Origin of the sequence: Sporosarcina ureae, assembly GCF_029267015.1 — a bacterium.
GTDB classification, from domain to species: domain Bacteria; phylum Bacillota; class Bacilli; order Bacillales_A; family Planococcaceae; genus Sporosarcina; species Sporosarcina ureae_D.
In genome coordinates this window covers 1-13,389 of record NZ_JARIEA010000007.1, presented here as the reverse complement: position 1 = coordinate 13,389, position 13,389 = coordinate 1, and the positions used below count along the sequence as shown (strand labels likewise).

At 45.3% G+C, this 13,389-nt stretch carries 12 protein-coding genes; 2 read left to right on the top strand and 10 right to left on the bottom strand.

Going from position 1 to position 13,389, the window contains the following annotated elements:
* Nucleotides 1-11 precede the first annotated feature (11 nt).
* From Q7P97_RS01065 to parE, 8 genes are all read right to left on the bottom strand, one after another.
* Nucleotides 12-1,208 (bottom strand): acyl-CoA dehydrogenase family protein, encoded by a 1,197-nt coding sequence (locus Q7P97_RS01065; RefSeq protein ID WP_303965280.1) that lies wholly within the window; start codon nucleotides 1,206-1,208, stop codon nucleotides 12-14.
* Between the two features lie 31 nt (nucleotides 1,209-1,239).
* Entirely contained in the window at nucleotides 1,240-1,677 is a 438-nt protein-coding gene (locus Q7P97_RS01060) for a Zn-ribbon domain-containing OB-fold protein (RefSeq protein WP_303965279.1), read from the bottom strand.
* An 11-nt stretch (nucleotides 1,678-1,688) separates the two neighbouring features.
* On the bottom strand, nucleotides 1,689-2,849 hold the full coding sequence (locus Q7P97_RS01055; protein WP_303965277.1) for a thiolase C-terminal domain-containing protein: 1,161 nt from the start codon (nucleotides 2,847-2,849) through the stop codon (nucleotides 1,689-1,691).
* A 30-nt stretch (nucleotides 2,850-2,879) separates the two neighbouring features.
* A complete protein-coding gene (locus Q7P97_RS01050; protein WP_303965274.1) occupies nucleotides 2,880-3,305 on the bottom strand; it encodes a MaoC/PaaZ C-terminal domain-containing protein in 426 nt (141 codons plus the stop codon).
* 14 nt (nucleotides 3,306-3,319) lie between these two features.
* A complete protein-coding gene (locus Q7P97_RS01045; RefSeq protein ID WP_303965271.1) occupies nucleotides 3,320-3,763 on the bottom strand; it encodes an FAS1-like dehydratase domain-containing protein in 444 nt (147 codons plus the stop codon).
* Between the two features lie 19 nt (nucleotides 3,764-3,782).
* Nucleotides 3,783-5,933: an acetate--CoA ligase family protein gene (locus Q7P97_RS01040; protein WP_303965270.1), complete on the bottom strand. Its 2,151-nt coding sequence runs from the start codon at nucleotides 5,931-5,933 to the stop codon at nucleotides 3,783-3,785.
* Between the two features lie 334 nt (nucleotides 5,934-6,267).
* Nucleotides 6,268-8,694, bottom strand: a complete 2,427-nt coding sequence (gene parC / locus Q7P97_RS01035) for a DNA topoisomerase IV subunit A (protein WP_303965269.1) — start codon at nucleotides 8,692-8,694, stop codon at nucleotides 6,268-6,270.
* Nucleotides 8,691-10,706: a DNA topoisomerase IV subunit B gene (gene parE, locus Q7P97_RS01030; RefSeq protein ID WP_303965267.1), complete on the bottom strand. Its 2,016-nt coding sequence runs from the start codon at nucleotides 10,704-10,706 to the stop codon at nucleotides 8,691-8,693. The genes parC and parE overlap by 4 nt, the downstream gene beginning before the upstream one ends.
* Nucleotides 10,707-10,937: 231 nt before the next feature.
* Here parE and plsY point away from each other — a divergent pair, with 231 nt between their 5' ends.
* Nucleotides 10,938-11,540, top strand: a complete 603-nt coding sequence (plsY, locus tag Q7P97_RS01025) for a glycerol-3-phosphate 1-O-acyltransferase PlsY (RefSeq protein WP_303965264.1) — start codon at nucleotides 10,938-10,940, stop codon at nucleotides 11,538-11,540.
* A 28-nt stretch (nucleotides 11,541-11,568) separates the two neighbouring features.
* A complete protein-coding gene (locus Q7P97_RS01020) occupies nucleotides 11,569-11,862 on the top strand; it encodes a HesB/YadR/YfhF family protein (RefSeq protein WP_303965261.1) in 294 nt (97 codons plus the stop codon).
* A gap of 21 nt (nucleotides 11,863-11,883) precedes the next feature.
* On the opposite strand, the gene Q7P97_RS01015 is transcribed toward Q7P97_RS01020, so the two are convergent.
* Entirely contained in the window at nucleotides 11,884-12,201 is a 318-nt protein-coding gene (locus tag Q7P97_RS01015; RefSeq protein WP_303965258.1) for a hypothetical protein, read from the bottom strand.
* A complete protein-coding gene (locus Q7P97_RS01010; protein WP_303965255.1) occupies nucleotides 12,201-12,626 on the bottom strand; it encodes an acyl-CoA thioesterase in 426 nt (141 codons plus the stop codon). Before Q7P97_RS01010 ends, Q7P97_RS01015 begins: the two co-directional genes overlap by 1 nt.
* Between the last annotated feature and the right edge of the window lie 763 nt (nucleotides 12,627-13,389).

The window sequence follows — 13,389 nt, the reverse complement described above, 5'->3', positions numbered from 1 at the left end:
CTCCACATCTATTAACGTCCCATGTCTTTTGGTAATCCGAGTACCCGCTCGCCAATCGTATTGCGCTGTACTTCACTCGTACCGCCACCAATTGTCTGTCCGAATGAAGCGAGGAATAAATGCTGCCACTTCGGATCCGCTGCAGCATCCTTATCCAATAACACACCTTGGTGTCCTTGAATTTCCACCGCGAAAGCAGAAAGTGCTTGATGTAGCTCCGTAACGACCAATTTATCGATAGACGTTTCTGCACCTGGTTGACCGTTCTTGATCGTCGTTGTTAGGTTTTTATAGTAATTGAGTAGCGATCCACGCACGCGGGCATAGAAATTTGCTAATTTCTGTCTAACTGCTGGATTTTCAATTAATGGACGGCCGTTTACTTTATACTGCTGTGCCAGTTCCACCGTATCGTTGAATTGTTTTTCGAGTGTAAAGAGTTCTGCACCGATCCCTGTACGCTCATGGAGCATTAAAGCAATCAATACATGCCAGCCTGAGTCCACTTGTCCAACGATATCCGCATCTGTCGCTACAGCATCTGTCATGTACACTTCGTTAAATTCTGACTCTCCATCCATCTGAACAATCGGAAGTGTTTCGACGCCTGGCTGGTCCATATCCATCATGAACACGGTAATACCGCGGTGTTTCTTCTCTGGATGTGTACTCGTTCTCGTCAGCAAGAAGCATTTATCCGCCACATGACCAAAACTTGTCCAGACTTTCTGACCATTAATGAGCCAACGATCACCATCTTTTACGGCACGTGTTTTAAGTCCGGTTAAATCCGACCCTGCGCCCGGCTCTGAATAACCTTGGCACCAGATTTCTTCACCTGTTAAGATTTTCTTCAAATATCTTTCTTTTTGTTCGTCAGTGCCGATGTCGATCAACGTAGGACCTACCATGTGGATCCCGATATAGTTAATGAGTGGCGGTGCTTTCACGCGCACCATTTCTTGATGATAGATGATTTCTTCCATCAAGCTCGCGTTGCGTCCACCGTATTCTTTCGGCCACGCGATCGCTGCCCATCCGCCTTCGTACAATGTATTTTGCCATGCGCGTAACACGCGGGAGTATTCATCAAGATCTTCCGGTAAGTCTCGCTTGCCTTCTAGCCAACCTTCAGGAAGATTGGCCTTGAGCCATGTTCGTAGTTCAGCTCTAAATTTTTCTTCTTTTTTCGTGAAAGAGAAATCCATACTCGCTCATCCTTTCTATCTCGTCTATCGATCAGTTCGCGCTTGGAATCCACTGCGGCAATGCACGGTCTTCCGTAATATCAACCCATGTCATGCGGATAGGCATGCCGATCTCCAAGTCTTTTTCCTCACACTGTAAGATGTTGCACATAATTTTCACTTCCGGCACTTGATCGAGCTGTCCGAGTGCGATGATGGTCGGCAATTCATCTTGGAAGCCCGGTAGGAATGGACGATAGGACACGACGTATGAATAGACTGTCGCTGTAATATCGTCACCTAACTGTTCAAAGCGGACATTTTCACTTCCGCACTTTGCGCACGTAGGGCCTGGTGGTTGTGAATAGGCATTACAGTCCTCACATTTTTGTAGCGCCAATTGATGTTTGTCTGCTGCATCCCAGTACGGGGCATTATCTCTATCTTTTAATGGAATGGGTTTTTGGTACGCTGTCGTTGCTTGTGTCATAGTTATTCCTCCTAGTTTCGTAAGATCATAGCGCCTGCAATATCCGGTCCAGCCCAACCGGTACAAATACCGATCTTGCAATCTTCTACTTGGCGGTCGGTTCCTTCATAGTCATGGCGCAGCTGTCTAACGATTTCAATCGCATTATTCATTCCGTGCGTATAGCCTTCGGATAACATGCCACCCGCTGTGTTAGTTGGGAGCTTGCCGCCGATCTTCAAGTTACCTTCTGCAACGAAATCTCCCACTTCTCCGCGTTTCGCAAATCCGTATGCTTCAAGCTGTCGCATCACGACCCAGCTGAAACAGTCGTAAATCGAGGCCACGTCGATATCATCCGGTGTCACACCCGCGTTTTCATAAAGTTCTTTCGCTACATAATCTGAAGCGACTTGGTCAATGTCATTCCAGTAGTGTACGTGCGGATGACATTGGCGTGCGGACATTCCCATAATGTAGACGGGTTTTGACGTGCAGTCTTTCGCTTTTTCTGCAGACGTTACGATGATCGCATTGCCTTCATCTAGCTCGAGACACGAATCATGGATATTAAATGGCGAACTAATATCTGGTGTAGCGAGATACGTTTCCATCGTTAACGGCTTACCGTGTAAGAAGGCTTTCGGATTACGTTGTGCATGCTCATAGAAACTCAAGCACACATGTCCGAGATGTTCTTTCGTAATACCCGTTTCATGCATGTGACGCGTCGCGTACATACCGAACCATTGTGACGGACTCGCTGAACCATACGGAATGACGAAGCTTCCGCCAGCCAGTGCACCTTGAAGCATATCCGGGTCATAGCCGCGTCCTACACGTGTCCCTGAGCTTCCGTTTAATGAACGGTAGATCAACACCGTATTGAGTTGCCCCGCTTCAATGAGCGCTACGGCATCCGCAATCAGCATCTCTGTACTTGCTCCGCCACCTTGGATATCTTTGACGTATTTCGGTCGTACACCGAGATACGTTGCCAGTTGGTGAGAAGCACAAGAATCTCCTTCGTTATAGTTCATGAATCCGTCGATGTCCGTCGCTTTCAAACCTGCATCTTTTATCGCGGCTCTTGCAGCATCAAGTGCTAAATGAAGAGGTGTTGTCCCCGATTTTCTTGAGCGTTCGCTCTCTCCTACACCTACAATGGCATAGCGGTCTTTAATAGTTCCCATAGTTATATTCCTCCTAATTCACGATAGCTTTTACGTTAGTTGCAAGATGGCGCTACCTGATCCGACGACTTCTCCAGATACTTTCTCGGCGGTCAGTTCAAGCGCGACACATCGCTTGCCCTCTTCTTCGTATGTTCGTTCCACTACACCCACGCAACGAATTTCGTCACCTGGCATTGTCATTTTGCCGAAACGCATTTTTAAATTTGCGACCCGTGCTTCTTGACCGGCAAGTTTCATGACGTACTCGCCAAGGAAACCCATGACGAGCATGCCGTGTGCAATGACACCGTCCATGCCGATTTTTTTTGCGAAATCATCGTCGAGGTGCAACGGGTTAAAATCACCGGAAGCACCTGCATATTGGGCGAGCTGTACTTTCGTAATCGGTGGCTTCACCATGGGTTCAAGTTTTTGATCTACAGTTAGTTCTTCCAACACCCAATCTTTGATCATATGATGTCCCTCCATTAGTTCGCTAGTGAGCGATAGACGATATTCATGCGGCTAATACAAACGAGTTCGCCCGTTTCGTCTTTCATTTCCGTATCGAGCTTCAAAAACTGCATCTTTCCACTTTTGCCTTCTTTGTCATACAAATCGCTTACTTTGATCTGGCAACGCAGTCGGTAACCGATACGGATCGGCTTGAAGTATAGGAATTCCTGCTCGCCCTGCAACATTCTGCGTTGATCGAGGTCGAGTGGCATTTCCGTCTTGCCGTCATTCATCGCGATCGGGAATGTGGGCGGTACGATCAGTCCTGCGTAAGCCGATTGATTGGCGTACGTCTCGTCTGTATAAAGTGGATGCTCGTCGCCAATCGCCGCGGCGAATTGACCGACATGTCGTCGTTCTACTTCAAAGACATATTCATTACTCGTTAAGCCAATGACGCTTTGATCTAAGTCCATTTTCCATCCTCCTCATGAGTTACTTTGTAATGATCAGTGCATCTGCCGCCACGATGCCATTTTCGTACACGATGAGCGGGTTGATATCGATTTCTTGTATTTCATTCGAATAATCTTGAATCAATTCGGACACTTTCAACAACACGTCGATGATTGCTTCTTGGTCGACAGGCTTTTTATTTCGTACACCTTTTAATAGTTCATAGCCTTTAAGACTTTCCATTTTATCGATCGCATCTTGTCTGGTGATCGGTGCGACGCGGAATGATACATCTTTGAATACTTCAACGAATACACCGCCGAGACCGAACATGATAACCGGACCGAATGTCGGATCATTCGTAACGCCTACAATGACCTCCACGCCTTCAGCTAACATTTCTTGTACGGACACGCCGTGAATAGTCGCGGTTGGACAGTTTCGTGTGGCATTTTGATACACTTCGTCATACGCTTTTCTAACTTCTTCCGCGTTTTGTACGTTCAAGCGAATACCGTCTACTTCCGTCTTATGCGGAATGTCAGGTGAATCGATTTTCAGCACGACAGGATAGCCGATATCCTCCGCAAATCGTACCGCTTCTTCAGAAGACTGTGCGATTGCGCGTTTTGCTGTACGAATTCCGTATTCGTTCAAGATTTCGCTTGACTGCGACTCACTTAATGTCTGGTTTTCCAGTAATAAGTGGCGGATGTTCGTTTTATTGATTTTCTTAGGTTCCGCTTGCATTCGCTGTTCTTTAGCTTTCTCGTACGTTTCTCTATATTCGACGAGCTTGGCAAGTGAGCGGATCGGGTTCATATCACCTCTAACGAACGCGATACCGTGATCTTCTAAATAACCGACACCTTTAGGAACGGACATGCCTTCAAGTGGGAATGTCGTCACGAGAACGAACTTATCGGAGTTCTCGCAAAGCTGCACAAATTCTTGTAGCTCGGGCGTGTTTTCATCCCAGCCCATTGGGAATTCGGAGAAGATGATGATATCCGTGTCTGGATCGTTGACGAGCACTTTCAATGGTTCAATAAATAGTTCGGGATGAGTAATCGACGCTGCTGCAGTCAGATCAATCGGGTTGGAAGCGCTTGCATAACTAGGAATATTTTTCTCGATTTCTTTTTTCACTTGATCGCTTAGTGGATGAATGTTCAAACCGTATGATTCACAGCGATCGGCTTCGTTGATGCCTCTTCCACCGGAGCTCGTAATGATGACCGCATTTTTTCCTTTTGGTGTCTTTTTCGACATGAATAGCTTAGAGAAAGAAATAATATCTACGTAATCTTCTACTCGAACAATACCGGTTTGTTTGAAGAATCCGTCATATACTTGATCGGCACCCGCTAGTGAACCTGTGTGTGACGCTGCGGCTCGACTGCCTGCGCTGCTTCGTCCTGATTTCATGATGACCATTGGTTTGTTGATTTCGAGCGCGAATTTCGCTAACTTACGTAACTTCTCGGGATTTTTCTCTCCTTCTAGATAGCCGGTTGCGATCGTCGTATTCGGGTCATGCAGCATGTATTCCATGACGTCCGCAAAGCCTACATCGGCTTCATTGCCGACACTGACAAAATAGTTGAACGTTAAACCTTGCTGGGCAGCGGCGATATACGTTAACACGCCGAACGCTCCACTTTGTGTGACGAAGCCTGCTTCACGCTTTTTATTTAACGGCATATTCGTCAACCCTGGCGAGAAGGTTCCCATCAAACCATTCGTTGTATTGAGTAAGCCGACACAGTTCGGTCCGATAATGCGGATATTGTACGTGTCGGAAATGTCTTTTAGACGTTGTTGTGCGACGACACCGGCTTCCCCAATTTCGGAATAGCCTGAAGCAAAGACGATCGCCGCTTTGACACCGCTTTCACCGCACTCAATCAAACATTTCTCCACTTGGTCGATCCCCACACAAAGAATAGCTAGATCTACTGTATTCGGTACATCCTTAACACTTGGGTAACATGTCAAGTCTGCAATTTGCTGCGCACTGCGATGGATCGGATAAATATCTCCTGCAAACCCTCCGTCAAGTAGCGCCTTTAGCTGCAAGTATCCAATTTTATTTGGATTCTCGGAAGTTCCCAGAACCGCAATCGTACGTGGATGGAATAATGGATCCAATTCTAAGTTCGATACCACTTCTTCATTTATCAATTTCATATACTCTTCACCTCTCCACTCTCATATCTGCTAGTTGTTTGTCTAACTTGTATCAAATCATAGCAAAGCACATTATTTACTATTTTTACTTTTTTAAGATTAAGTAATTAATGTTATTAGCGCTGGAAAAGTTTGAATACGTCCTAACGAAGCATTGAAAATACAGCGTTTTTCATTCTCATTATTTTCTGACTAGAATAGATACACCCGACTTCTATGCAAGATCACCACGACATGGAAGAAAGATCATCGCTTTTTTCCTGTATGGAACGCAAAAAAGAGCTGCCCAGCCAGTCGGATATAACGACTAGCGGACAACTCTATGCGTATAAACTTATTTACGTTCTTTTTTCACCGTAGAAACTTGCACAATCTTGCCGTCCTTCGCCTCATCTACGACAGCACTTCCTGTCGACTGACGAGTCGTGTTCTTTAACGACATCGGATCGATTTCTACATTGTGATTCCGTGTCGTCAGCAAGACCATTTCTTCATCGTCTTTCACTGTCTTCATCGCAATTATGCGATGTGGATTAGACTTCAATTCTTTCACTACCGTTACGCCTCTAAGTGCTCTAGAACTCACTTCAAACTCGGAAATATTCATTCGCTTCACCGATCCACGCTGGGTAGCAATAAAGATGTTCCGCGTTTGTGGTGTAATGACTTCAAACGCCACGAGCGCGTCGTCGGCTTTCAGATTAATTCCTTTGACGCCGCCTGTACGAATACCCGTAATGGCGAGCTCCGATAGCGCAAATCGTAGGGCATAGGCTTGTTTACTTACTAATAATACGTCTTCTTCACCTGTGATAATCCGTGCACCAACTAGTCGATCGTCTTTTTTGACGTTCATTGCTTTGAATGAACGGTTAAAACGCTGTACTTGGTAATCGATCAACTTGGATATTTTTACGTTGCCATTGGAAGAGGCAGTTAAAATGCTGCTTGTTTCATCGAATTTCTCTAGCCCGATGACGTCGACTAGCTCTTCGCCTGGCTCGAGTCCCGCGATACTAGATATATGCTGTCCTAAATCACGCCAGCGTATCTCAGGAAGCTCGTGGACTGGTTGGTAGATGTAGTTACCGAATGATGTGAACAACAGCAAGTGATGCTGTGTATTCATCGCAGATTCGAATAGAGTATAGTCGGACTCCTTCATTTCCTGGCCTTTGCCAGCAGACGCGGAGTATGAACGCATGCTTGTGCGCTTGACATAACCACTTTTTGTGACGGACACCATGACTTCTTCGCTCGGAATCAAGATATCAAGATCTACTTTTAGCTCTTCGATTTTTTCTTCAATTACAGAACGACGTGGTTCAGCAAACTGCTTGCGGATCGCTTTGATTTCCTTTACCAACACGGATTTCAGCTTCGCTTCGCTTGCAAGAATCGCTTCTAATTCTTCTATTAGATTGCGCAATTCTTCTTCTTCACACTTTAATTCCGTAATATCTGTATTCGTCAGTCGATAAAGTTGCAATGAAACGATGGCTTCTGCTTGAACTTCCGTGAATTCATACGCGTTGACCAAGTTCAATTTTGCATCTTTTTTATCTTTTGACGCGCGAATGGTCTTAATGACTTCATCGAGAATGGATAAAGCTTTCATTAAGCCGTCTACGATATGTAATCGATCTTTAGCTTTACGAATATCAAAAGTAGAACGTCGTGTAATGACGTCTTTTTGGTGGTCGATATACGCGTCAAGAAGCATTGGAAGAGACATTAGCATCGGACGTCTGCCTGCAATGGCGATCATATTGAAGTTGTATGTGATCTGTAGATCGGTATGCTTCAATAAGTACTGCATGATCGCAGTGCCGTCCATTTCTTTCTTCAACTCCACAACAATACGCATTCCGGTGCGGTCGGATTCATCACGGATTTCCGCGATGCCATCCAATCGACGATCGTGGCGCAGTTCATCCATCTTTTTGACCAAATTCGCTTTATTGACGTCATACGGAATTTCCGTGATGACGATTTGAGATTTACCGGCTTTTAATTGCTCGATTTCCCATAATGCACGAATGATGAAACGTCCTTTTCCTGTCTTATAGGCTGTGCGAATTCCGTCTGTTCCTTGGATAATCGCGCCTGTCGGGAAGTCTGGTCCCGGAATAACCGTCATCAGCTCATCTACGCTGACGTCCGGCTTCTTTAAGCGCATCAAGACCGCATCGATGACTTCATGCAGTGCGTGAGGTGGAATATCAGTTGCATATCCTGCTGAAATACCTGTACTACCGTTGACCAACAAGTTCGGAAAACGTCCAGGTAAGACGGTAGGTTCCAGTTCCGTATCATCGAAGTTAAACGCAAAATCGACCGTTTCTTTGCGAATATCGCGCAGCATTTCACTCGCAATAGCGGACAAACGTGCTTCGGTATAACGCATCGCAGCCGCGGAGTCTCCGTCGACCGACCCGTTATTTCCTTGCATGTCCACCATTTCATGACGCAGTTTCCACGACTGACTCATCCGGACCATCGCGTCATAAACGGATGTATCACCGTGTGGATGATAGTTACCGATTACGTTACCGACCGTTTTCGCAGACTTACGGAACGCTTTTTCATGTGTATTGCCTTCATGGAACATCGCATATAAAATACGACGTTGCACCGGCTTTAATCCGTCCCGTGCATCTGGAATCGCGCGGTCCTGGATAATATATTTACTATAACGCCCAAAACGATCACCAATTACTTCTTCCAAGGGCAGATCTTGAAACGTTTCTGACTGTGTCATTCCGTATCCCCCTCAACATGTATATATGCATTGTCTAAAATATTATGTTCTTCAATCAAGCCGAAATCGACGTTTTCTTCAATCCATTTACGACGTGGCTCCACTTTATCACCCATCAATGTGGTCACGCGACGCTCGGATTTTGCTCCGTCTTCAATCGTTACCCGAATCAATGTCCGTGTTGACGGATCCATTGTCGTTTCCCATAATTGATCGGCGTTCATCTCACCAAGACCTTTGTAGCGCTGAAGCATATAGCCTTTACCGACTTTTTCAATAGCCCCTTCAAGATCATCATCTGTCCATGCATAAGCAAGCTTTTCACTTTTACCGGTCCCTTTAAATACTTTAAATAAAGGCGGCAGTGCGATATACACTTTACCCGCTTCAATTAACGGTTTCATATAGCGATAGAAGAACGTCAACAGCAACACTTGAATGTGTGCGCCATCGGTATCGGCATCGGTCATGATGATGACTTTGTCGTAGGCGGCATCTTCAATTTGGAAATCTGCACCGACTCCACCACCAACTGCATGAATGATCGTGTTGATTTCTTCGTTTTTCATGATGTCTTCAAGTTTCGCTTTTTCCGTATTGATGACTTTACCACGCAGCGGCAAAATCGCTTGGAACGTACGATCACGACCTTGTTTTGCCGAACCGCCCGCTGAGTCACCTTCCACGAGATATAATTCATTCTTCGCTGCGTTACGTGATTGTGCCGGAGATAGTTTACCCGACAACAATGTATCGGATTTTTTCCGTTTCTTGCCTGAACGCGCATCTTCACGCGCTTTTCGTGCAGCTTCACGTGCTTGATGTGCACGGATCGCTTTACGGACAAGATTTGCGCTCAGTTCCGCATTTTCTTCAAGGAAATACAGCATTTTTTGCGATATGACGGCATCTGTCACCGTTCGTGCTTCGCTCGTACCGAGTTTTCCTTTCGTTTGACCTTCAAATTGCAAGATTTCTTCTGGTATACGTACGGAAACAATGGCTGCAATCCCTTCGCGAATATCGGAGCCATCGAGATTCTTATCTTTTTCCTTCAACAAGCCAGCTTTACGTGCGTATTCATTGACGACACGTGTCATCGCGGCTTTCGCACCGGTTTCATGCGTTCCACCGTCTTTCGTCCGGACATTGTTGACGAATGAAAGAATCGTTTCGGCATAGCCATCGCTGAACTGGAACGCAAACTCGACTTCAATGCCGTCGACTTCGCCTTCTAGATACGCTACTTCATGCAACACTTCTTTTTCTTCATTCAAATACGTAACAAACGCTTCAATACCGGATTCGTAATGGAAAATATCTTGTTTATCTGTACTTTCTTCTTTTAGCGTAATCTTTAAACCTTTCAATAGAAAAGCGGACTCACGCAATCTTTCTGCCAGTGTGTCATATTGATATTTAATCGTAGAGAAGATCGTCGTATCCGGTTTAAAATGAATGGTCGTGCCGGTTTCTTTCGTTTTACCGATTTCTTCAAGCGTCGTGACCGGTTTTCCTCCATTTTCAAAGCGCTGAAGGAATTTCTTACCTTCACGATAGATCGTCACTTCTAGCCACTCGGATAACGCATTGACAACGGATGCCCCTACGCCGTGCAAACCACCACTCGTTTTATAGCCGCCTTGACCGAACTTTCCGCCCGCGTGCAAAACGGTCATGATGACTTCAGCAGTTGGCTTGCCCGACTCGTGGTTACCCGTTGGCATACCGCGCCCGTAATCTCGCACACTCACACTGCCGTCTTTATGGATCGTGACATCAATTTCATTACCGAAGCCAGCTAGCGCCTCATCCACTGAGTTATCGACGATTTCGTAGACTAAGTGGTGAAGTCCTCTCGTATCAGTCGAACCGATATACATTCCGGGTCTTTTTCGTACCGCTTCTAAACCCTCTAAAATTTGAATGGAACTATCATCATACGTATTTTGTATTTTCTGTTTCGTCAAAATGAAACCCCCGTCAAACAAATGTTCTGTTATTTTAATCATACATCTTCTGATAAACCTTGTCAAATCAACGTTTTGTTTCAGCTCAACCTATTGTATAGAAGAAATGTACGGAATGCAACGAGCAAACCGTGACAACGTTCTGAACGATTTAAACAGAAATTCCGCTTTTCGTCTATTCTTCATCTTCCTCTAGAATTCTATTATTGTCCAGAACTTATGCATCTGCTACACTTATACTAAAATATTTTATCATGCATAAAGGGGTTCACTATGGAAAATTACTTGATCATTCTGGCAGCCTATTTGCTCGGTTCGATCCCTTCCGCACTATGGATCGGCAAGCTTTTTTATGGAACTGACGTTAGACAGCATGGCAGTGGAAACATGGGGGCAACGAATACATTTCGCGTGCTCGGGAAAAAAGCTGGCATTGTTGTGACATTGCTAGATATTCTCAAAGGAACAGCAGCCGTCCTCTTGCCACTATTACCATTGTTCCACGACACAGCGATTCATCCATTACTTCTTGGAATCGTTGCAGTGCTCGGCCACATCTTCCCTATTTTCGCAGGACTTCGAGGTGGAAAAGCGGTTGCTACTTCAGGTGGTGTATTACTTGGCTATAATTGGCCTATATTTTTATTGGTCGTCATTACGTTTTTGATTGCGTTAAAACTAACGAAGATGGTATCGTTAACATCCATCATCGTATCCGTATTGGGACCGATTTACTGTCTCGTTTATTATTTTATGGGTGGCGACCTGTATTTATTTTTAGTCGTCTCACTGATGGGCTTCTTCATTTTTTACCGTCACCGCGATAATATGAGTCGAATTAAAAACGGAACTGAACCGAAAGTGAAATGGCTATAGGTACTCTACTGGAAAGGATGGTTACAGCATGAAAATTCACCTGTCCGAACAAGCAATACAGTGGTTTGAAGAAGAAATGGATGTTTCTTCAGGCGATTATATAAAGTTTTACGCACGTTATGGCGGCTCTAGTAAGTTACACGAAGGTTTCTCCATGGGACTTACGAAAGAAGATCCCGACGAATTAGCGTTCGAAAACGTCATAAATGGTGTTCATTATTATGTAGAAGAACGCGATGTGTGGTTCTTTGATGGGCATGATCTATATATCGATATGGATTCATCAACTGACGAATTATCCTTTGATTATCACGTGGCGTAATTAAAATGGTAAGCACAACTCTTATAATGAGTTATGCTTACCATTTTTTAATCGGGTTAATTGGTGTAATTGCCCTTCTTGCTTCAAAATATCCACTTGACGCTCTCCTAGAAGGTCGAAATGTGGATATTCTTCGCGTGCATGAATCCACTCGGGTTGCAATCCGTACTGTTTTCCCCACTTTATAAGCTTTTCGACATCACTGCAACCTGCTTTTGTAACCGTGTTGACGGTTGGGAAACGGTCATCTAGCCAGTAATGTGTCAAGAATGCTATTTCTCCACACTTTACCGCGTGCTTCCATTCTTTTAATTGCTGTCGATCAATTCCGAACGCCATTAGCCTTCCACTCGCTGAATCTTCGTGTACATAGCGTCCCACTCCGGATGAATTTTACGCATTGATACTGGGCGGAAGCTGTCTTTTTTTACTACTACGTGCTCGGAAACGGCTGTTGCGGCAATCGATCCGTCAGCATGTAGGATTTCATAACCGTACACTGTACGGAGCTTGCCGTGCGACTCCACCCATGTTTTGACTGTAATGGTCTCGCCGTATGTAATGGACGTCTTGTACTTCACAGACAGCTCTGTCACGGGCGATAGGTAGCCTTCGCGCTCTAGCTGTGCGTATTCGTATCCAAGGTCTTTGATCAACGAGGTACGGCCAATTTCCATCCAAACTAAGTAGTTGGCATGGTAGACGACGCCCATTTGATCGGTTTCTGCGTAGCGTACTTCGATTTCTTTTTCACTGGTAAACATGTGATCACCTCATGGTCTAGTATAGCGAATGGGAAAGTGGATTGCTTGTGATAGACATTGGAATGGGTTAGGAATTTAGGGAGAGACGCGTTTGGGATTTGTGCTTCGGAGAGGGACGCTCCAATCCTACCTATAGACTGTTAGTACTTTTAGACTTCATTGTAGTTAGTGACTGACTTAGTTATACTTTTTAGCTTTGTGAATTTCGGATGAAAATGAGACACGTGATGGCAGGGCTATGAGCGGTTGCGGGGTTTCTATGATCGCTTGTCGTGTGTCTATGAGCGACTAGGAGCCTTGATAGAGCGGTAAAAAGTGGCCATAGAGCACTTAACTCCTACCTATGAGCGTTTGACTAAATCTATGAGCGGCACTGCGATTGCTTTCACTAACTCCTCACGAATTGAATTTCAGAACACGACAAATAGTTGATCGTAAGTGCAAGGCGGCGACTCCTAGTGGATCAGCGTGAGACTTGAGCCCCCGCAGGAACGCAGTGACGAGGAGGCTCAAGCCACGCCCACAGGAAAGCGTCCGCCTGGAACGTCGATCAACGGGTGCTCCCACGTTACGCCCTCACTAAGCCAATGAAAACGCAAAAAAGATGCCCGGCTTAGCCGGGCACCCTCATCTATTTCTTATTACTTAGCTGCTAATTTATTACGTAGAACCATTTGAAGGATTCCGCCGTGACGGTAGTAGTCCACTTCAACTTCGGAGTCGAAACGTGCTAGTACTTCAAATTCAGTTTCCTTGCCGTCTG